The 20987-nt window shown below is 68.5% G+C and carries 19 protein-coding genes; 9 read left to right on the forward strand and 10 right to left on the reverse strand.

Annotation, left to right across the window (positions count from 1 at the left end; all coding sequences use genetic code 11):
• Positions 1 to 4: 4 nt before the first annotated feature.
• Positions 5 to 910 (forward strand): SURF1 family protein, encoded by a 906-nt coding sequence (locus tag ACIA76_RS35565; protein WP_397158565.1) that lies wholly within the window; start codon positions 5 to 7, stop codon positions 908 to 910.
• 42 nt (positions 911 to 952) lie between these two features.
• Complete coding sequence (locus tag ACIA76_RS35570; protein WP_397158464.1) at positions 953 to 2485, forward strand: cation:proton antiporter; 1533 nt, start codon at positions 953 to 955, stop codon at positions 2483 to 2485.
• 21 nt (positions 2486 to 2506) lie between these two features.
• On the opposite strand, the gene ACIA76_RS35575 is transcribed toward ACIA76_RS35570, so the two are convergent.
• Positions 2507 to 3427, reverse strand: coding sequence for a cobalamin biosynthesis protein (locus ACIA76_RS35575; protein ID WP_397158567.1), 921 nt, complete (start codon positions 3425 to 3427; stop codon positions 2507 to 2509).
• A gap of 185 nt (positions 3428 to 3612) precedes the next feature.
• Between ACIA76_RS35575 and sigJ the strand changes: the two genes are divergently transcribed.
• The gene (gene sigJ / locus ACIA76_RS35580) at positions 3613 to 4527 is read left to right on the forward strand and encodes an RNA polymerase sigma factor SigJ (protein ID WP_397158466.1); all 915 of its coding nucleotides are present in this window, start codon (positions 3613 to 3615) and stop codon (positions 4525 to 4527) included.
• Between the two features lie 7 nt (positions 4528 to 4534).
• Here the strand turns inward: sigJ and ald are convergent, their stop codons facing one another.
• Positions 4535 to 5647, reverse strand: coding sequence for an alanine dehydrogenase (gene ald / locus ACIA76_RS35585; RefSeq protein ID WP_397158468.1), 1113 nt, complete (start codon positions 5645 to 5647; stop codon positions 4535 to 4537).
• Between the two features lie 252 nt (positions 5648 to 5899).
• Between ald and ACIA76_RS35590 the strand changes: the two genes are divergently transcribed.
• Both ACIA76_RS35590 and ACIA76_RS35595 read left to right on the forward strand, forming a co-directional pair.
• Positions 5900 to 6415 carry a gamma carbonic anhydrase family protein gene (locus tag ACIA76_RS35590; RefSeq protein ID WP_397158470.1) on the forward strand — a complete coding sequence of 172 codons (516 nt, stop codon included), beginning with the start codon at positions 5900 to 5902 and terminating at the stop codon, positions 6413 to 6415.
• A 203-nt stretch (positions 6416 to 6618) separates the two neighbouring features.
• The gene (locus ACIA76_RS35595) at positions 6619 to 7239 is read left to right on the forward strand and encodes a TetR/AcrR family transcriptional regulator (RefSeq protein WP_397158472.1); all 621 of its coding nucleotides are present in this window, start codon (positions 6619 to 6621) and stop codon (positions 7237 to 7239) included.
• Here ACIA76_RS35595 and ACIA76_RS35600 read toward each other — a convergent pair.
• From ACIA76_RS35600 to ACIA76_RS35610, 3 genes are all read right to left on the reverse strand, one after another.
• Entirely contained in the window at positions 7220 to 8947 is a 1728-nt protein-coding gene (locus tag ACIA76_RS35600) for an Eco57I restriction-modification methylase domain-containing protein (protein ID WP_397158474.1), read from the reverse strand. The genes ACIA76_RS35595 and ACIA76_RS35600 overlap by 20 nt on opposite strands.
• A gap of 111 nt (positions 8948 to 9058) precedes the next feature.
• The gene (locus ACIA76_RS35605) at positions 9059 to 9862 is read right to left on the reverse strand and encodes a nuclear transport factor 2 family protein (RefSeq protein WP_397158476.1); all 804 of its coding nucleotides are present in this window, start codon (positions 9860 to 9862) and stop codon (positions 9059 to 9061) included.
• Between the two features lie 77 nt (positions 9863 to 9939).
• Positions 9940 to 10695, reverse strand: coding sequence for an SDR family NAD(P)-dependent oxidoreductase (locus ACIA76_RS35610; protein ID WP_397158478.1), 756 nt, complete (start codon positions 10693 to 10695; stop codon positions 9940 to 9942).
• A 169-nt stretch (positions 10696 to 10864) separates the two neighbouring features.
• Here ACIA76_RS35610 and ACIA76_RS35615 point away from each other — a divergent pair, with 169 nt between their 5' ends.
• Complete coding sequence (locus ACIA76_RS35615; protein WP_397158480.1) at positions 10865 to 11758, forward strand: SGNH/GDSL hydrolase family protein; 894 nt, start codon at positions 10865 to 10867, stop codon at positions 11756 to 11758.
• 54 nt (positions 11759 to 11812) lie between these two features.
• Positions 11813 to 13186 (forward strand): FAD-dependent oxidoreductase, encoded by a 1374-nt coding sequence (locus tag ACIA76_RS35620; protein WP_397158482.1) that lies wholly within the window; start codon positions 11813 to 11815, stop codon positions 13184 to 13186.
• Between the two features lies 1 nt (position 13187).
• Here the strand turns inward: ACIA76_RS35620 and ACIA76_RS35625 are convergent, their stop codons facing one another.
• A complete protein-coding gene (locus ACIA76_RS35625) occupies positions 13188 to 14060 on the reverse strand; it encodes a 3-hydroxyacyl-CoA dehydrogenase (RefSeq protein ID WP_397158484.1) in 873 nt (290 codons plus the stop codon).
• A gap of 37 nt (positions 14061 to 14097) precedes the next feature.
• Positions 14098 to 15375 (reverse strand): DUF3533 domain-containing protein, encoded by a 1278-nt coding sequence (locus tag ACIA76_RS35630; protein ID WP_397158486.1) that lies wholly within the window; start codon positions 15373 to 15375, stop codon positions 14098 to 14100.
• 50 nt (positions 15376 to 15425) lie between these two features.
• On the opposite strand from ACIA76_RS35630, the gene ACIA76_RS35635 reads away from it, so the two are divergent.
• The gene (locus ACIA76_RS35635; RefSeq protein ID WP_397158488.1) at positions 15426 to 16016 is read left to right on the forward strand and encodes a TetR/AcrR family transcriptional regulator; all 591 of its coding nucleotides are present in this window, start codon (positions 15426 to 15428) and stop codon (positions 16014 to 16016) included.
• Positions 16017 to 16181: 165 nt separating this feature from the next.
• On the opposite strand, the gene ACIA76_RS35640 is transcribed toward ACIA76_RS35635, so the two are convergent.
• Positions 16182 to 16370: a hypothetical protein gene (locus tag ACIA76_RS35640; RefSeq protein ID WP_397158490.1), complete on the reverse strand. Its 189-nt coding sequence runs from the start codon at positions 16368 to 16370 to the stop codon at positions 16182 to 16184.
• Between the two features lie 168 nt (positions 16371 to 16538).
• Between ACIA76_RS35640 and ACIA76_RS35645 the strand changes: the two genes are divergently transcribed.
• Positions 16539 to 17873, forward strand: a complete 1335-nt coding sequence (locus ACIA76_RS35645) for a DUF1003 domain-containing protein (RefSeq protein ID WP_397158492.1) — start codon at positions 16539 to 16541, stop codon at positions 17871 to 17873.
• On the opposite strand, the gene ACIA76_RS35650 is transcribed toward ACIA76_RS35645, so the two are convergent.
• Together ACIA76_RS35650 and ACIA76_RS35655 are read right to left on the reverse strand one after the other, a co-directional pair.
• Entirely contained in the window at positions 17861 to 19162 is a 1302-nt protein-coding gene (locus tag ACIA76_RS35650) for a WD40 repeat domain-containing protein (RefSeq protein WP_397158494.1), read from the reverse strand. The two genes, ACIA76_RS35645 and ACIA76_RS35650, sit on opposite strands and share 13 nt — an antisense overlap.
• Before the next feature lie 148 nt (positions 19163 to 19310).
• Positions 19311 to 20981, reverse strand: a complete 1671-nt coding sequence (locus ACIA76_RS35655) for an ABC transporter ATP-binding protein (protein ID WP_397158496.1) — start codon at positions 20979 to 20981, stop codon at positions 19311 to 19313.
• Between the last annotated feature and the right edge of the window lie 6 nt (positions 20982 to 20987).

Consider the following 20987-nt stretch of genomic DNA (forward strand, 5'->3'; position numbering starts at 1 on the left):
TCCGATACGCCGGCTGACCTTCCTGCTGCGACCGAGCTGGGTGATCCTGGCCGCGGTGGTCGTGGCGTTCGCCTATCTGTGTTTCACCGTGCTCGCCCCCTGGCAGCTGGGCAAGAACATCACCACCTCGCATCGCAACAAGCTCATCGCCGCCTCGGTCGACGCCGCGCCGATCGATGTCACCACGCTGCTGAACGATCCGGCGGCCACCGACACCGAATGGCGACGGGTGACCGCCACGGGCAGCTATGTTCCGGGTTCGACCGTGGTCGAGCGATTGCAGCGGCTCGACGACAAACCGGCCTTCGGCGTGCTGGCCACCTTCCGCCTCGACGACGGCCGCACCCTGCTCGTCGACCGCGGGCTGCTGGCCGCCGCCGATGCGATCAGCCTGCCGCCGATTCCGGAACCGCCCACCGGCCCGCAGCGGATCCAGGCGCGGGTGCGCAAATCCGAGGGCGTCACGCCGGGCAAGGATCCGATGATCCAGGACGGCTATCGGCAGGTGTATTCGATCGACACCGGCCAGCTCTCGACCGTGCTGAGCGGCCCGCTGACGACCATCCCGACCGGCGGCCCCGGCGGCTACCTGCAGCTGACCGAGAAGCAGCCGGGCGCGCTCACCCCGCTCCCACTGCCGCAGCTCGAGGCCGGGCCGTATCTGTCCTACGGGCTGCAGTGGATCGCCTTCGGCATCATGGCGCCACTGGGCCTGGGCTACTTCGTCTTCGCCGAACTTCGCGAGCGCCGCAGGGAACGCGGCACGGCCCCAACGGAATCGACGCCCCCGGTCATCGAAACCACCGATCCCGCAGCCGGATCCGAGACGGTCCCGGCTCCCGCCGGACCGGTGCGCGAACCCACCAACGCGGAACGACTGGCCGACCGATACGGCAACACCCGCCGCTGACGAACGAGACGCCCCCGCCGAGCCGCTAAGGTTGACCCCGGTGTGCCGGGAAGTCTGGTCGGCGGCAATATCGCTCGCTCGATGGGAGGTCACCGCGTGCTCGACGCGGCACCGTTCGCGGTGGCCCTGCTGATCGTGGCCGTGATCGGTCTGGCCGCGGTCCTGTCCAATCGCCTCGGTGACTGGTTTCCGGTCCCCGCGTCGGCGCTGTTCCTGCTGGGCGCGGCCGCGGCCTCCGATATCTGGTCGCGGTTGGCGGAGGTGCCGGTCGATCTGGTGGAGAAGGTCGTCACCGTCGCGCTGGTGGTGATCCTGTTCGACGGCGGTATGCAGATCGGCTGGCGCAAGTTCCGAGCGAACGCCGGCGCGATCGCCTGGATCGGGGTGGCGGGGACGCTGGTCACCGCCGTCGCGCTGGCCGTGGCCGCGCATGCCCTCTGCGGGTTGGATTGGCGCATCTCGCTGCTGCTGGGCACGGCGCTGTCGCCGACCGATCCCGCGGTGGTGTTCTCGGTGCTGGGCCGGCGTCAGATCGGCGGGCGCAGCGGCATTCTGCTGCAGGGCGAGTCCGGCGCGAACGATCCGGTGGGTATCGCGCTGCTGGTGGTGCTGTTGGGCACCGAGAGCCTGGATTGGCATTCGGCCGGCTGGGTCGTGGGGACGTTCGCGATGCAGATCGTGGTGGGCGCGGCGGCCGGGCTGGCCGGTGGGCTCGGACTGCTGTGGTTCATGCGCCGGGTGCCGCTGCCCTCGTCCGGACTGTATTCGGTGCGGGTGCTGATGGCGGTGATGGCGATCTTCGCGATCACCACGCTCGCGCACGGGTCCGGATTCCTCGCGGTGCTGGTCGCCGGGATCGTGATCGGCGATCAGCGCGCGCCGTTCAAAGCCGAGGTGGAGCGGTTCCATTCGGCGCTGGCCAATCTCGCCGAGATCGTCGCGTTCGTCATGTTGGGCCTGACCATTCAGTTGACCGGTTCGCACGGCATCGTCGAGGGCGGGGCGTGGCTGATCGGCCTGGTGCTCGCGATCCTGCTGGCTCTGGTGATCCGCCCGCTGCTGGTGGGGCTGCTGCTGTGGCGGGTGCGGCTGACCCGCGGCGAACGCGCCTTCGTGCTGTGGACCGGGCTCAAGGGCGCGGTGCCGATTCTGCTGGGTACCGCGATCGTTCAGGCCGGTGTCCCCGACGCCCGGCGCGCCTACGAGGTGATCTTCGTGGTGGTGGCCTTCTCGGTCATCGTGCAGGGTGGCGCGGTCCCGGCCCTGGCCCGCCGCCTGGGCATCCCGCTGCAGACGGTGAACCCGCGCCCGTGGACCATGAACGCCCGCTTCGAGGAGGAACCCGACAGCCTGCACCGCTTCATCGTCGCCGCGGGCTCGGCCGCCGACGGCAGTACGGTCGCCGACCTCCCCTCCGACGACCTGTGGGTCAGCGTCATCATCCGGCGCGGCCGCCTGGTCACCGTGACCGCCGAAACGGTCCTGCGCCGCGCCGACGAGGTCCTGATCCTGGCCGAACCCGAAGCGGGCCCGGCACTCTCGGAGATCTTCACCCCCCGCGCGAGCGAATCCTGAACGCCCGCCCGATCTTCCGCGTCAACGACGCAGACAGGCGACGACAGCGACCGCGGCCGCGGCGTATTGGACGGCCTCGGACAGCCGGACCGCGCGGCGTAGGTCCGGGACGCGTGGGGCTGGGCCGGTGCCGAGGGTCGGGCGGCGTTCGGTGCCGTGGCGGTACTGAGTGAGGCCGCCGAGGCGGATGCCCAAGGCTCCGGCCATGGCGGCCTCGGCCACTCCGGCATTGGGGCTGGGGTGGGCGGCGGCGTCGCGGCGCCAGGCGGCGAGCGCGGCGCGGGGGCGGCCGCCGACGATCGGGGCGAGCAGGGCGGTCAGGATGCCGCTCACGCGGGCGGGGATCAGGTTGGCGACATCGTCGGTTCGGGCCGCGGCCCAGCCGAATTCGCGGTAGCGGTCGTTGCGGTAGCCGACCATCGCGTCGAGGGTGTTGATCGCGCGATAGCCCAGCAGGCCCGGCACTCCCGCGATCGCACCCCATACCAGCGGGGCCACGGCAGCGTCGGAGGTGTTCTCGGCGATCGATTCCAGCGCGGCCCGGGCCAGGCCGTCGGCATCGAGCGCCGCCGGATCCCGCCCGCACAGCGAGGGCAGCAACAGCCGCGCACCCTCGACATCCCCGGCCTCCAGCCGATCGGCCATCTCCCCGCCGACCCGCACCAGCGACCGCCCGCCCAGCACCGTCCAGGTCGCGAGCGCGGTCACTACCACCCGCCGAAACCCCGTGCCCCCCAACCACTGCGCCACCCCGCCGACCCCCACAACCCCCCCGACCAACAACACCTCATACCCCACCCCCGCGCCCCGCCCCTCCCGATAAACCACAGACTCCAACCCCCCGGCCACCCGCCCGAACCCGGCCACCGGATGCCACCGCCGCGGATCCCCCACCACACGATCCACCCCGAACCCCACCGCAACCCCCACCGCAGTCCCCAATCGCACCGCCACAGCCTAACCACCCCAACGCCGCACCCCTTCCCGCACTCCGCACCCCTTGTGGGCGACTGGAGCGGGTGCGGAGTGCGGGAAGGGGTGCGGCGATTGGGTCACGCCGGGGGTGCGGCGGCTTGTCGGGGGTGGGTTCGGCGTGGATAGGCTTGGTGGGACGGAAGGGTGGTGGCGTGGCTACCGGAGAGATCGATCAGGCGGAATTGGCGCGTCGGTTCGAGGAACACCGGCAGTATCTGCGGCGGCTGGCCTACAGCACGCTGGGTAGCCTCAGCGATGCCGACGATGTGGTGCAGGAGGCCTGGCTGCGGCTGCAGCGGTGGTATGAAAACCGTTCGCCCGGTGCGGAGATCGATAATCTGCGGGCCTGGCTGTCCACCGTCGTCGGGCGGCTCGCGCTGGATCAACTCGGATCCGCTCGGGCGCGCCGGGAACAGTACGTCGGCGAATGGCTACCCGAACCGGAGGTGACCACCTGGGAGGATCCGGCCGATCGGGTCACCCAGGACGAGCGCGTCACCACCGCGCTGCTGATCGTGCTGGAATCGCTGTCCCCTGCCGAGCGCACCGCCTTCGTGCTGCAGGACGTGTTCGGCATGAGCGGGCCGGAGGTGGCGGAGGTGGTCGGCCGGACCCCGGCGGCCGTGCGGCAGTTGGCATCACGCGCCCGCAAACACGTCGAGGAGGGCACCCCGCGCTTCCCCGCCAGCCCCGGCGACCATGCCAAGGCGGTCTCGGCCTTCGCGGTGGCGTGGCGCTCCGGCGATCTCGGCGCACTGCTCGGCGTGCTCGACGACAAGGTCACCCTCACCGCGGACGGCGGCGGCAAGGTGCCCGCGATCCGGCAGCCGGTCTCCGGCGGCGAACTGGTCGCCAGGATGTTCCTCGGTTGGTACCGCGCGGGCGACGGCGGTTGGGGCCGAAGGGTTCTGGTCAACGGCCGCCCCGGCCTCATGGTCTTCGACGGTCACCACCTCGGCGTCTTCTCCTTCATCATCGAACACGACCGCATCACGGGCATCACCGTGGTCCGCAACCCGGACAAGCTGCACAACCTGCCCGCCGCCGAACCGGACTGGTACTTCTGAGATTCCGTCACACCGCGCTCGGGCCGCCCACCGCGAGCAGGCCGTGCGCCCGGGCGACCTCATCGGAGAACAGCTGTCCCCCCTCCGCGGTCAGCCCCCGCGCCAGGCCCGGATCGGCGTCCGCGGCCGCTCGCCAGCCGTGGTCGGCGATGGCCAGCACATAGGGCAGCGTGGCGTTGGTGAGTGCCACCGTCGAGGTGTGCGGTACCGCGCCGGGCATATTGGCCACGCAGTAGAACAGCGAATTCGCCACGAGGAAGGTCGGATCCGCATGTGTGGTGGGTCGCGAACTCTCGAAGCAGCCGCCCTGATCGATCGCGATATCGACCAGCACCGAACCCGGACGCATCCGGGCCACCAGATCGTCGGGCACCAGCCGCGGGGCCCGCGCACCCGGCACGAGCACCGACCCGATCACCAGATCGGCTGCCAGAACCGACCTTTCGACCTCCGCCGCCTGCGAGGCCACCGTGATCACCCGGCCACCGAAGCGAATATCCAGCTCCCGCAACCGAATCGGATTGGTATCGAGGACGGTGACTCGTGCCCCCATCCCCACCGCGACGCTCGCCGCGCTCGATCCGGCCACCCCGCCGCCGAGCACCACCACCTCCCCGGGCCGCACGCCGGGCACCCCGCCGAGCAGCACGCCCGCGCCCCCGGCGGACGCCATGAGGTGATACGCCCCGACCTGCGGTGCGAGCTTGCCCGCGACCTCGCTCATCGGCGCGAGCAGCGGCAGCGCGCCGTCGTGCCCGCGGACGGTCTCGTAGGCGATCGCGGTGATGCCGGAGCGCAGGATCGCCTCGGTGCAATCCCGCGAGGCGGCCAGATGCAGAAAGGTGAACAGTACCTGCCCCATTCGCATCCGCGCATACTCTGCCGCCACGGGTTCCTTCACCTTCAGCAACAGTTCGGCATCCGCCCAGACATCGTCGGCGGAACCCACGATGCGCGCCCCCGCCGCGCGATAGTCGGCATCGTCGAAGCCGGATCCGGCGCCCGCCCCGGCCTCGACGAGTACTCGATGCCCATGCCGGACCAGTTCAGTGGCCCCGGCGGGGGTGAGTGCGATCCGTTTCTCCTGCGGTTTGATCTCCCGCGGCACCCCGATTCTCATACCGCCATCGTGATCCACCCGCGCCGCGTCCGCCACGATCCACAGGCGGCGATTCGCAAGATGGCAATCAATTGGCAACTATCAGCCTGGATGCTGTGCAGGGTGCACAGCTGGTCATGTCATGCGTCCCGATCGCGCATCTGACCGAATCCCGCTTCCCGCCAACGGAATTGCCTACAGCACGATCTCCTCGCCGAGCCTGTCCCCCGGCCGCCCGCCGCGCGCTGTTCCGGAACAACTAAGTTCACGATCATGAGGATTCAGCTGGGTGAGCACGCGCCGCAGATCGACGACAGCGCCTGGATCGCGCCGAACGCCACCGTGATCGGGCGGGTGCGCCTGGCCGAACAGGTCGGCATCTGGTATGGCGCGGTCCTGCGCGGCGATATCGAGGACATCACCGTCGGTGCCGGAACCAACATCCAGGACGGCTGCGTGCTGCACGCCGACCCCGGCTTCCCGCTGACCGTCGGCACCGGAGTCTCGGTGGGGCACAACGCGATTCTGCACGGCTGCACCGTCGGCGACGATGTCCTCGTCGGCATGGGCGCCACGGTGCTCAACGGCGCGGTGATCGGCTCGGGCAGCCTGATCGCGGCCAACGCCCTGATCCCGGAGAACGCGCAGATTCCGCCGGGCTCGCTGGTGGCCGGGGTGCCGGGCAAGGTGCGCCGCGAGCTGGGCGAGGCGGAGTTGGAACGGATCCGGCTCAATGCCGCGGTCTATCTGCACAACCTCGCGGTCCATCGAGATGGCAAACAGCTATGAGACGCCTCACACTGGTCTAATGTCCAACAAGAGGCCTTGTTAGCATGCCCCGAGGCCCTGCGGCACCGGGTGCACGGATTGCGTTCCCGCGCTGAGCGGTAGGGGTCGCGGCCGCGGTGCCTCCAGGCACGGCGATTCAATGAGACAATGAGTGTCCACCTTCCGCATCGACGCGGTATCCCGCCGATTCGACTGGAGACTCGATGCCCACCGTTCCCCCCATCCTGGCTCGTATCCTCGAAAAGCCGCGATCCGACGGCGAACAGCTGCTCGAGAGCGCCCTGTCGGCATTCCTCGACTTCGGCATCAAGCGGACCAGTATGGGCGAGATCGCACGCCGCGCCGGCATCAGCCCGGCCACGCTGTATCGGCGATTCGAATCGAAGAACGACCTGGTCGAGGCGGTCGGTGTGCGGGAGGCACAGCTGTTCGTCGCCGAGATCGAGGAGCGGGTCGGAAGTATCCCCGACGGCGAGGACCAACTGGTCGAGGTGTTCGTCGCATTCATCACCCTGCTGGCCCGCAACGAACTGCTGCAGCGCCTGCTGCGCACCGAGCCCGATATGATCCTGCCCCGCCTGACCACCGAGGCCGCCCCGATTCTGGCCATCGGCCGCGCCTACCTGGCCGATAAGCTCCACGACCTGCGTGCCTCCGACCCCGCCTTGGACTTCGACCCCGACCTGGTCGCTGAAATCATGGCCCGCCTGGCCCAATCCCTGGCCCTCACCCCCGAGGGCCTCATCCCTCTCGGCGACGAACGCGCCGCCCGCGAATTCTCCCGCCGCACCCTGTTTCCCATGGTCAGCACCCGCCGCGGCTGAGTGAGGCGATTCCGAACGCGGCGGCCACCCGCTCGTCGAGCTCACCGGCATCGACGCCAGGACCATCGACCAGCCCCCGGACCAGTTCGGCCAGGGCCAGCGATTGGCGGGTGTACGGATCGGGCATCGGTAGCCGGGAGACGTACTGGGTGATCCAGCGACGCCGCCCCGCATAGAGCCGATTCCCGCAGACGGCATCGTAGAAGCGCATGCCCAGCGTCGAATTCGCCACGCCCATCAGCAGATACGCCAGATTGTCCGCGCCGATATCGGGCACCGAGATCCAGTAGCAGTCGCCGTTGACGATGGCGCCACTGCGGTCGAGCGCGAAACGCGGTCGCACACTGATATCGGGGAACACCACCTTCGGCTGCCGCCACAGATGCGGTCGCTGCGGCACCCAGATCTCGAACCACTCCCGCCCGCTCGCGGTCAGATAGTCCCGCGCGGCCAACGCATCCTTATGCTCGGCCAAATACGCTGCGGCCCCGGGGAACTGGGCCAGATCGACGGGTGTGCGGCGAGGGCTGGTGACATCGTAGGGATACAGCACCCGAGTGGCGCGCTCCCGAGCCACCCGCCAGGCGGCCATATCGTGGTGGGTGAGCAGATCGAACAACAGCGCCTGTTCCGGGCGCGGGGACCGCTCGTCCCACTGATCGGAGATGAACACCCGATCCGCGGTTGTCTTGATACCCACGCGAATTCGCGCCAGTTCCCCGAAGGTCCGCCAGGTCCCGTTCCCCACCCGCCGCAGCCACTCGTCGGTCCCCGGCCGCGACATGCGCCACGGGACCGTATGATCGGCCACTCTCGGTCCCGACACGGAATGCGCAGCGGCACTTCCGATCTCGAGGGATCCGACCTCGACCGCGATACATCGTCCCTCGTGATCGATCAGGCATTCACGCGGATGTGCCAGCGCGGCGAACAGATCCATATCGTCGCCGGCCTCGCCCTCGGGAATCTCGTAGGCCGACACATACCGGCATCGCGGGACGCCCGCCCCACGGACCGCGATCGTGACGGCGGGCAGCACCGCGGCCTCGAACAGCCGGGTATCGCCGAGGTCGTACAGCTCGACGGGCGACAGCTCCGAACTCAGCAGCTCCCGCAGATTCGCCCCGGCCTTGGTGGTCAGAAATCGGTTGGCGCACAACAACCCCAGCACCCCGCCGGGCCGTAGCAGCCGAGGCATGCTCGCCACGAACGGATGGGTCAGATCGATCCGGCCCTGGAGCCCGAACTGCCTGCTGAGCAGCCGCGCGGTCGCCCCGCCGAGCTGCTGGGTGCGCACATACGGCGGATTGGTGATGACCGCGTCGAATCCCTCATCGGCCAAACTCGTTGCGGCCTGCAGGAAGTCGCCGACCCGCCAGTCGATCTCGGGCTCGCGCGCGGCGGCGACGCCGACCGCGGCCTCGTCCAGGTCGTATCCGACCAGCCGCAGCCGCAGTCCCGGAAACCGCCGCCGCGCCACCCGGCGCGCCGCCACCAGCAGTTCCCCGTCCCCGCACGCCGGATCCAATACCCGCAGCTCGCCCCGATCCCGCGGCGCCACATGTTCGAACAGCCGCTCCGCCAGGAATTCCGCCAACCGCACCGGCGTGTAGTGGCGGCCGTGCCGCTTGCGCGCACCGGCCCCGCCGGACCCCTCGGCCCGCCGGTGTTCCGATGCCTGCCCGCCCCAGCCATCCACACCCGGCATTCTGCCCGGCGCTCCCGCATCCGGCCCGCACAACAAGCCGACCCGTTCGAACGAAATCTACGCCGCTACCTGGACAAATGCCCATTTCGCCCCGATTCGGGCGTCCGGCGATCAGTCGGCGAGATGGATCCGGGCCGCCACGATATGCCTGCCGCCCACCGCGACCTCGAGTTCGGCGATGCCGCGCCCGGCAGCGGTCTCCACGGTGGCGGTGACGAAGCGCCCGGCCGAAATCACCTTGCTCACCCGCACTCCGGCCCCGCGGGCGACGAATTCGTCCGCGGTGACCGGATTTCCGACCGGCCATTCGAGAACCGCCCCGGGCAACACGGCATTTCGGACAGCCGCAACGCTGCCCCGCCCTGACGCAGCCAACAGTTCCGTCGCCACCCGCCGACCCGCCGCACCCACCCGGACGAACCCGCGCGCGAAACCCAGTGTCCCGCCGACCCCTTGGTTGGCGAACAGCCGCGGCCCCAGCGTCGCCGCCGCGCCCAGCCCGGGCAGTCCGGCCCGCAGCAGCTGGGAGACCATGACCGGAAGCTCCCAATGGGCATGCAGCTCAGCGATTTTCAGCTCCCCGTCGATCCGCTCGAGGTCGTAGCGCAGATGCATCGGCACCCGCAGCGTCACCCCGGTCGACATGGCGATCTCGATGGTCAGATCGCGGAACACGCCCATCGGGCAGATCACATCGTGGTCGACCCGGAAGGTAATGGCATTGGGCGCGATGAAGGTGTCGTAGAACCGCTCGATCGCGGCAGTTCCGATATGTGGACGCGATCCGACGGGGTCCTCGACCAGCGCCCGATCCGTGAACAGTCCCACCCACGCCGCGCGATCGTGTGCGGCGACCGCCCGTGGCGATTGCTCGACGGCCGCCAGCAGTTCGGCCCCGGATGCGGTGGCGGACATGGCTTCCCTTCCCGCTGACAACGGTATCGCCGGATCAATCTATAACCTGTTCCAGCTAGAGGGAAGGGCCGGACGGTTCAGCGCGGACCCATCCGAATGGCCCCGTCGAGCCGGATCACCTCGCCGTTGAGCATCGGATTCTCGACGATATGCGCCACCAGCGCCGCATACTCCGCCGGATCGCCCAGCCGCTTCGGATGCGGAACCTGCCCCTCCAGCGAGGCCCTCGCCTCCGGCGGCAGCGCGGCCAGCAGCGGCGTATCGAACATCCCGGGCGCGATCGTCACCACGCGAATCAGGTGGTCGCCCAGATCCCGGGCCAGCGGCAGCGTCATCCCCGCGATCGCCGCCTTGGACGCCGCATAGGCCGCCTGCCCGATCTGCCCGTCGAATGCCGCCACCGAGGCGGTGTTCACGATGACCCCGCGCTCGCCATCGATCGCCTCGGTCCGGCTGATCCGCTGCGCCCCCAGCCGCAGCACGTTGAAGGTCCCCACCAGATTGACCTCCACGACCAACTGAAACGCGTGCAGTGGCAACACCCGATCGCCGGTCAGCACCCGCCCCGGCAGCCCGATTCCCGCGCAGTTCACCACGATTCGCACCGGTCCGAGCCGCTCGGCCGCGTCGAACGCCGCGTCCACCTCGTCCTCGTCGGTCACATCGGCGGGCGCGAAGATCCCCCCGAGCTCCGCGGCGATCTGCTTCCCGTCGGAGTCCGGCAGATCCACCACGACCACCCGCGCCCCCGCAGCCGTCAGCCGCCGCGCGGTGGCCAGCCCCAAACCCGAAGCGCCCCCGGTCACCAGGGCCACACTGTCCTGCACCCGCATCGCTCGCACTCTCTCCGCTAGTCGGCCGATCCGCGCCATTACAGCAGAAAACACCCACTCCAACAAGAAGCCTTGTTGCCAATTGGAGTACTTGTCGTCAATCGGCCGCCCCCGGGGTGCTCATCCGCGACCACCGGTTTATCGTTGATCCGCCACGAAGGGAGCCACGTTGACCACGTCCCGCCCGACGGCGTTCCTGCTCGCCGCGCTCGCACTGGCCGCGACCGCCGCCTCCGCGCATGCGCAGCCGGATCACCCCACCCACTACGTCGCCCTGGGCAGCTCCTACGCCGCAGGACCGGGTCTGGCACCCACGATCGATATCGGCTGCGCCCGCTCGGGCAACGACTACCCCCATCGCCTCGCCCAGGCGCTGCGCCTGGATCTGGTCGATGCCACCTGCTCCGGAGCCACGACCGCCGATGTGCTGCATCGCGCGCAGCGGGTGCCGACGCATGCGACCGTCCCGCCGCAGATTCAGGCGGTGACACCGGATACCGATCTGGTCACCGTCACCATCGGCGGTAACGATCTCGGCCTGATCGGCGGCATGATCGCCGACAGCTGTCCGGCGATCGTGGCCGGCGCACCGGCACTGCACGATCCGGTATCGGCGGCCTGCAAGCGGGCGCTGGGCCACCAGAAGCAGTCCACCGCAGCGGATTTCACGGCCGTTCGGCAAGCGATGGCCGATATCGTCGATCGGATCCACGACATCGCCCCGTCGGCGACGGTCCTGCTGGTGGAGTATCTGCCCGCCCTGAGCCCCGACGCCGCGACCTGCTCGTCGGTCCCCCTGACCGCACCGGACGCCCGCACCGCCCGCCACACCTGGGAGGGCCTGATCGCGGCCACCCGGGCCGCGGCCCGCGACGCGGGGGCAGGCAGCATCGCGATCCCCGACGCCGACGCGCATACCGCCTGCTCTCCCGAGCCCTGGGTCGGCGGCTTCCACAACCCCGTCACCACCGGGCCGCTGTCGATGGCCTCCTCCTACCACCCCACCGAGGCCGGAATGGCCGCTGTCGCAACGGAATTGGAACACCGAATCCAGAACGACTGACCGATCCGCGCGGCCGCGCGCACCGCGGCGCCGGAGCCCTCGTACGGTGATCATATGAGCGAACGCATGGTGGTCATCGGTGGCGACGCGGCCGGGATGTCGGCGGCATCGCAGGCCCGCAGGCTGAAGAATGCGGGCGAACTCGAGATCGTGGTATTCGAGCGCGGGCATTTCACCTCGTATTCGGCCTGCGGCATTCCCTACTGGGTGGGCGGCCAGGTCGCCGAGCGCGACGACCTCATCGCCCGCACGCCCGAGGAGCATCGGGCCCACGGCATCGATCTGCGCCTGCGCACCGAGGTGCTCGAGATCGATGTGCCCGGCTCCCGCGTGTGCGCTCGCGATCTGGCCAGCGGGGACGAAACCTGGTGGCACTACGACAAACTCGTCCTCGCCACCGGCGCCACCCCGATCCGGCCGCCGCTGCCCGGCATCGACGCCGCCGGAGTGCACGGCGTGCAGACCCTCGACGACGGCCAGGCCCTCATCGACACCCTCGATACGAGCCGGGGGCGGCGCGCGGTCGTGGTGGGCGCGGGCTATATCGGCGTCGAGATGGCCGAGGCGCTGATCAACCGCGGCTACGAGGTGACCATGATCAACCGCGGCGCCGAGCCGATGGCCACCCTCGATCCGGATATGGGCGTGCTGATCCGAAAGGCCATGCAGGGCATGGATATTCGCATCGTCGGCGATGCCGAGGTCACCGCCATCCGCACCGACGGGACCGGCCGGGTCCGCGCGGTCGCGACCGATGAGGCCGAGTATCCGGCCGATGTCGTCGTCCTCGGCATCGGCGTGCGCCCCGCCACCGACCTCGCCCGCGCCGCCGGACTACCGCTGGGCGTCCACGACGGACTGCTCACCGATCTGGCCATGCGCGTGCTCGGCCACGAAAACATCTGGGCCGGTGGCGATTGCGTGGAGGTGCTGGATCTGGTCTCCGGCTCCCAGCGCCACATCCCGCTCGGCACCCATGCCAACAAACACGGCCAGATCATCGGTTCCGGCGTCGGCGGCGACTATGCCACCTTCCCCGGTGTCGTCGGCACCGCCGTCAGCAAGGTCTGCGACCTCGAGGTCGCCCGAACGGGCCTGCGCGAGAAGGACGCTCACCGCGTCGGGCTGCAATACGTCACCGTCACCATCGAATCCACCAGCCGCTCCGGCTACTTCCCCGGCACGGCCCCCATGACGGTCAAGATGCTCGCTGAACGCCGCACCGGCCGCCTGCTCGGCGTCCAGATCGTCGGCCGCGAGGGTGCGGGCAAACGCATCGATATCGCCGCGGTGGCGCTGACCGCCCGCATGACCGTCGAACAGATGACCGCACTCGACTTGGGTTATGCCCCACCGTTTTCCCCGGTCTGGGACCCGATCCTGGTCGCGGCCCGCAAGGCCGTCACCGCGGTGCGCCGAGAGGTCTGAATCAGTTGGACGCCGTGTCGTATCGGTAGAAGCCCTCACCGGTGGCGACGCCGAGCTTGCCCTTGTCGATGTAGTTGGCCTTCAGCCAGGCCGCGAGCTCATCCGCCTTGTCATTGCCGCGGGAGAGCAGGATGTTGTAGGGCGTGTTGAGGCCGACGATATCGAGCATCTGGCAAGGGCCGGCGGACATACCGGTGACGATGCGCCAGGTGCGGTCGATCGTCTCCGGTGTGGCGTATCCGCCTGCGGCAAGCTCGATTCCGGAGATAAGGAACGGGCCGAGCATCGTGTTGAGGACGTAACCGGCCTTCTCCTTGTGGATCTCGATCGGAACCATGCCGATCGCGCCCGCGAAGTCGACGAGGGCGCGGAACACCGCGGGATCGGTCTCGGGGGTGCCCATGACCTCGGCGATGTTGCGCTTCCAGATCTGGTTCGCGAAATGCAGGGCGAGGAACTTGTCGGGGCGGCCGGTGAAGTCCTTGATATCGCTGGGCAGCAGGGTCGAGGAGTTCGTGGCGAAGATGGCGTGCTCGGGTGCGGCCGCGTTCACGAACGCATAGGTCTGCTGTTTGATGGCGAGTGTCTCGGGCACGGCCTCGATGACCAGATCGGCCTCGCGAACTGCTTCGGCGAGATCCGAAGTCAGCACGATCGCCGCCGCCGTGTGCTCGGCCTTTCCGTCGCCTGCCCCGGAAACCTCGTCGCGATAGGTGGCTACGAGATGGCTCAGGCGCGTGCGGGCGGCGTCGAGGGCCTCGTCGTTGATGTCGTAGGCGGTGACCTCGAAACCATGGAAGGCGGTCTGGTAGGCGATCTGTGAACCCAGGACTCCGGTTCCGAGGACGGTCACCTTGCGGATGTTGATGGTCATTGTCGTTCCTTTCTCTGCAATTGAATTGATCTGGGGCTCAGTGGGTATGGACGGGCTCGGCAGCCGACGATCCGGATTGCGCCACGGGGTGACCGGGATCCCGGCTGAAGGGCGGGTGAGCGTCGAAAAGGCTTGTGACAACGGCGCCTACGGCCGCACCGATGGCCGCGCCGATGCCGATGCGGATCCACGCCGAGCGCAGTCCGGACAGTACGGAGGAGTCGTAGTACAGGATCGAGCGAAGCCCGGTGACGATGGGGCGCATCGGCTCGATCGCGGCGATGGTCCGGAAGAACTGGGGGGTCGCTTCCAGCGGGATCGTCCCCGCCGAGGTCGTCATGGCGAGGGCGACGAAGAAGAACATGTTGACCAGCGGTGCGAGCGAGCCGAACACGGCGAAGACGGTGAGTGCGCCGATGCCGATGGCGGCGATCGTGGTCGTGGAGAACAGGTAGAGCTCGAGCGGCGCCGGAATCGGCATATCCAGCATCGTGCCCGCGATCAGCTGGATGATCCCGGCCCCCAGCGGCGCCGCCGCGAGCATGACCCCCCATTTGATGAGCAGCAGATGCAGTCGGAGCAGGTGAATATACTTGCGGCGCTGCACCATCGGGCCGAATTCGCTGGGTTGGAAGCCGCTGGCGGAGTCGACGGTCGGGTGGATCACCGAGGCGCCGACGAAGCCGAGCAGCACCAGCACGATCGCGTAGTAGAAGATGCTCGTTCCCAGACCGGTATGGCCGGCCAGCGGCGTGAGTGGCGCGCTGGCGACGGTGAACGGAGCGGCGAGGGCGGTCGCCGAGGCCACGGTCGCGGCGTCGGCCGCCATCTGGGCCCCGAACTTGGCGTTCACGGCGGCGACGACCGGCGCGACCTGCCCGGTGAACAGTCCGGTGGTCAATCCGCCGGTGGCCGGGGCGGTGTCCAGATGCACAACCGCATGGGCGGGCGGTCCGGCCGCACCACTGGCCAGGCGTCCGATCTCGGCATTGAAATCGGCCGAAATGCGCACCGCCCCAAAGATTTTACCGGCGCCCATCTGGCGCTGTTCTTCCTCGGCGCTCATCGAGATCAGGTCGATCGCCTCGTGGTTCACGCTATTGCGGATCGCGGTGGCGACCTGATCGGCGGCGGTGTTCGCGGCGCTGGTCTGTGGCTCGACAATCAGGCCGATCGGGAGATCACGCAGATTCCCGGCCGGGTCGACGCTGCCGCCGAGATAGACGGCGGGCAGCGCGGCCGCCAGAAACAGAACGACCAGTAAGGGGGGTAACCAGGTACCCGGGTGACGGCCGAAGGCCCGTGCGACTTTCATGCTTGCCCCTAAGTTAACAAGTGTTAGTTTACAGCTGTTAAGCTGGGAGCATGGCACCGACACCGCGCAAGCGCAACGCTAGAGGCCAGGGGAGTGCGCTACGTCACGAGATCGTCGACGCGGCCACTCGCCTGCTGGCAGAGGCGGATACCGAATCGGAGCTGACGCTGCGCAGCATCGCGCGCGCGGCGGGAGTATCCGCACCCGCGATCTACCCGCACTTCCCCGACCGTGACGCGGTGATCGATGCGGTGGCCGAAGCCGGTTGGGAGGACCTCGTCGGCACCATCACCGGCAACGCCCAACACGGCCGCAATCCGCGCGAGCGCCTGATGCTCGGCTGCGTCGCCTACGTCGAATTCGCGCGCCGACATCCCTTGCGGTATCAGGTGATGACCCAGCGGGTGGACGAGGAGTCCTCGGCCGCGAAGTCCATGCAGGTCCTGGCCGACGCACTGGCCCGCTGCCGCACCGAGGCGGCCGTGGGCGATTCCGGTGTGATCGCCGCGGGCCTGTCGGCGGCCCTGCACGGCATCGCCATGCTGAACTGCACCGGCTCCCCCGCCCTGTGGATCGGTATCTACCCCACCGACACGGTGCTGGCCCAGGTGGTCGACGGAGCGATCAACCAGCCGGGCTGAACCGGGCGTCGCGTCGCTCGCGCTCCACGGTCCGGTACCGATGGACCATGCTCCAATATGCTTACACCACTTGGATATTCTCGGTAGCCGCGTGACCGGAGACGCGTTCGATTTCGTGGAGAATGCGTATCACGCAAGGACGCCGTTGACGAGTATGTCCGCTGACTAAGTCGGGTTCTCGTCGCCGTCCTCGCGGTACATATCGCGGGTCTCTTCGGCGTAATCGCCACCCGAGGCATCGCGGACGGCATTCATCTCGGCGGTCTGGTCGTGGCGTTCCGCGCGGTGGGCGGCGGCTCGTTCGTCTTCTGCTTTGCGGCGTGCGTCCTGCGATAGATCCTCGTGGCGTTCCATCGGACACCTCCGGTAGTAGGTAGCTCCCAGTATGGGGCCGGTAGGCGGAGGAACTCGATCCGGGCCGGGATCCGACGGTGCGCGGCTACCGTGATGGTGAGTGCGGGATGGCGGCGGTGCCGAACTACTGTGGGGCGTTACGGAACTGCGTGGCGAGGAGACGAACCATTGAGCAGCGGCACCGCGATCGAGGGACACTCTCCGGTACTGATGGCCGACGAGCGGATCGGCGCGAACGACGCCGTCGCCGCCACGGTGACCCGCTGGGTGGGATCGATGCCCGCCCTGTACCTGGTGCTGGTGGTTTTCAGCGGATATATGGCGCTGGCGACCTGGTGGGATCCGCTGCATCGGATCGATCCGTATCCGTTCCCGTTCCTGCTCTTCCTGAACAACGTCGCGCAACTGGTGTTGTGTCTGATCATTCTGGTGGGTCAGCGAGTGCTCAGCGCGGCCGCCGACCGGCGGTCGGTGCAGACCTACGAGAACACCGAGACGATCTTCCGGCAGGTCGCGGACCTGCAGGCGCATCTCGATCGACAGGATCGGGTGCTGAGCCGGGGCCTGAGTCTGCTGGAGTCGAGCCCACATCCCTGGATCGAACAGCATCGGGTCCAGCATCCGCCCCAGGCCGCCGATCAGGCGGTCACGCGCAACGACCGGATCGCGGCCTGGCTGACCACGCGGCTGGGCAGCGTGTGGGCGTTCTATCTGGCCGCCGGGACACAGGTGGTGTGGATAGTACTGGCCGAGGCCGGAATTCAGCGGTTCGATCGGTATCCGTTCTTGTTCATGACGTTTCTGTCCAGCCTCGCCCAGCTGGCGTTCATGATCGTGATCATGGTCGGCCAGGATGTCCTGGGCCGCACCGGCGACCGGCGCTCCGAGCAGACCTTCCTCGATGCCCAGGCGGTGCTGCACGAATGCCGGCGGATGGAACAGCGGCTGATCGCGCAGGACCGCGTGCTCGACAGTCTCACCGGATATGTCACCGTCCGGGTCACCGAGCAGTTGGCGCAGGCGGTGCACGATACGAGCGAGCGGCTGGCCCATCAGGCACGGGTCCATGAGGCCATGGCCACCGGCGCGGTCCCGGCCGACGCCGACGTCCTGCGCCGATGGGAGGAGCTGCCGGATCGGGCGCGGGAGGCCAATCGGGTGCAGGCCCGCCGCCTCGGTGAGAACCTCGCCGCGATCGGCTGTTTCATGGTGCCCACATTCGCCCCCGGGCTGGACGCGGTCTTCGACGACCGCGAGGTGCGCTCGCTGGCCCGGCTCGAGTACGACCGCTGGATGGAGCAGAAGATCGCCGCGCGCTTCGCGAATCTGTCCGAACAGCACGACCTCGATGACGCCGTGCCGCTGCCATGGGACGAATTGCCGGACGCCGCGCGGGTGCGGCATATGCAGGCCGCGCGGCGGATCCCGGTCGTGGTGGCGCGTGCCGGTTTTCAGGTGCTGCGCGGCACGCCGCGCGAGCGACCGGCCGGTCAGCCGTTGTAGCGGATCGCCAGGAAGTCGTTGCCCTGCTGCGGATCCGCGGTGCTGCCGACCACGATGACCTTCCCATCGCGCTGGACGGCGACCGCGGTGCCGCGATCGGCCTTGGTGCCCAGATCGGTGGACACCTTGCCACCATCACCGAAACCGTTGTCCAGCTTGCCCTCCGGGGTATAGCGGGCCACCGCGACGTTGTCGCCGGTCGCGGTGCCGGTGCTCGTCCCGGCGGCGAGGAGTTTTCCACCGGGCGCGATCGCCAATCCGTAGGCGATATCGGCCTTGCCGCCGAAATCGGTCGACACCTTGCCTTTGTCGCCGAATCCATTGTCGGACTTGCCATCCGTGGTGTAGCCGACGAGCACGAAGTTATCGCCCTGAACGGGATCGCGCGTGGAACCCGCGACGACGATCCTCCCGTCGGACAGTACAGCGACAGCATTGGCATGATCGGCCTGCGCGCCCAGATCGGTCGACACCTTGCCATCGTCACCGAAACCATTGTCCAACTTGCCATCCGAGGTATAGCGAGCCAACGCGATATTGTCGCCGGACGCGGTGCCATGACTGGTGCCCGCCGCGACGATCTTGCCGTCCGGCTGGATCACCACCGCATTGGCCACATCGGCCTTCCCACCGAAATCAGTCGACACCTTGCCGCCATCACCGAATCCGGCATCGGGCTTACCATCGGCGTTATAGCGCAGTACCACGAAGTTGTCGCCCTGGACGGGATCGTGCGTGGAACCCGCGACGACGATCCTGCCATCGGACTGCACAGCGACAGTATTGGCATGATCGGCCTGGGTACCCAGATCGGCCGACACCCTGCCGCCATCACCAAACCCACTGTCCAGCTTGCCATCCGAGGTATAGCGAGCCAGCGCGATGTTATCGCCGGACGCGGTGCCATGACTGGTGCCCGCCGCGACGATCTTGCCGTCCGGCTGGATCACCACCGCATTGGCCACATCGGCCTTCCCACCGAAATCGGTCGACACCCTGCCGCCATCACCGAATCCGGTATCGAGCTTCCCGTCGGTCGTGTAGCGGACAAGGGCGAAGTTATCCCCCTGCGCCGGATCCTGGGTCGCCCCCGCGACCACGATCTTGCCGTCCGGCTGCACCGCGACCGCCCGCGCGTGATCGGCGGGCGAACCGAGATCGGTGGACACCTTCCCGCCGGACCCGAATCCGGCGTCCAGCGTCCCCGGCGCGGCGGCGTCGCTGGCATGTGAACTCGAACAGGATGCGACCGCCAGCGCGGCGATCACACCGAGACCCCAACGCGACACTGTCTTCCCGGTCGAGCGTGTGGCACACAGCAATCCAGCTCACCTCATTTCGATAGTTCGAACGACGGCAGAGCGATTGTTCGGCGAGAACCCGCCAAGAGCATGAACATTATGACCATCGACACCGCTACGGCGGCGAGGAATACGATTATCGCGCGGCGAACTCGACATGCGTGTCGAACAGCTTCGGCCAGGCCCCCGTCGCCCGCGCAGTTCCATTGGCCAGCAACAGGATCGTGTCTGCCGACCGGATGGTGGACATGCGGTGGGCGATCACGAGCAGCGAGCATTCCCGGCGAAGATTGCCCAGGGTCGCGGTCAGCGCCGCCTCGTTGGCCGGATCCAGATGTGCGGTGGGCTCGTCCAGCAGCAGCAGGCGGGGCCGGGTGAGAACGGCTCGGGCGATGGCCACGCGCTGGCGTTCCCCCGTGGACAGCCGGGCGCCGTGCTCGCCGACCTGGGCATCGAGCCCGTCCGGCAGTTTCTCGACCTTCTGCCGCAGATTGACCAGATCGATGGCGTGCCAGAGGGCCTCGTCGTCGGCGTCGGGAGCGGCGTAACGGAGATTGTCGCGCAGCGTGCCGTGCAGTATCGGGCAATCCTGCTCGACCCAGCCGATGCGCGCACGCCAAGCGGCGAGATCGAGCTCGTCCGGCGAATGCCCGTCGAGCCGGATACTGCCCTGCCACGGCTGGTAGAAGCGGTTGATCAGGGCGAAGGTGCTGGACTTCCCGGCTCCGGACGATCCGACCAGCGCCACCATCGAATGCCGCGGCACGGTCAGCGAAAGGTCCAGCAGCACAGGCGCGGCCGGGGAGTATCCGAAGCGCAGATTCCGGATCTCCAGCACCGCCGAGGAATCCGCGGCGCTCGGTACGGCGGCACCGACGGCCGCGGACTCCTCGACGGGAAGTGCGAACACCTCCTGAGCCCGTTCGGCCGCGCCCCGAACCTTGTACACCGTCGCGACACCCTCGACGAGTTGGGCGACGGGCAGTACGAGCTGGTTGGCGTACAACAGCAGCGCCACCAGTGAGCTGAAGGTGAGTACGCCCTGACTGACCCGCACCGCACCGACCAGCAGAACCGCGAGAAAGGCACCGTTCACGGCCATCGTGATGAGCGCGTGGACCCCGGCCACGAGACGGGCGCTGTGCACCCCGGCGTCATAGGCGTCGTGCGCGAGGCCGATCAGACGTTGCGTCTCACGGTGTTCGGCGCGGCTGGCCCGCACCGTCCGGATCGCCCCCAGCACGCGCTCCAGATCCGCCGACATCGCGCCGACCGTATGCTGCAGCCGGGCCGATACCCGGCCGATCCCGACGGTCATGCCGCTGGTCGCGGCGGTGACGGCGAGCAGCACACCGACGACGACACCCATCAGCACCGGGTCGATCAGGAACATGACGATGATCGTGGCCACGATCATCGCCACACTCGTCGCGATATCCACGACCGACCGGGTCGCGGCCTCGCGCACCATGATCACATCCGTCGACGCCCGGGACATCAAGTCCCCCAGGCGGAATCGGTCGAACGTGGGCATCCTCAGCCGCAGCAGATGCGTGAACAGGCGGGTGCGCATCCGCAGCAGGAACCGTTCCCCGGTGCGTTCCAGCAGATACGACGCCCCCGCGCCGACGCAGGCCTCGAGCAGCAGCAGACTCACGAGTCCGACCACGAGCAGCGTGATCGACCGGCCCGTGCCGAGCGCGTCGATGACGGCCTTCATCGCGATCGGTTGCGCGATCCCGAGCCCGGCCGCCACGAGCGTCAGCAGCAGGGCCGCGGCGAGTGCGACACGGTGCCCCCCGGTCATCCGCCA

It is taken from the genome of Nocardia sp. NPDC051570, from assembly GCF_044454005.1.
Classification (GTDB): domain Bacteria; phylum Actinomycetota; class Actinomycetes; order Mycobacteriales; family Mycobacteriaceae; genus Nocardia.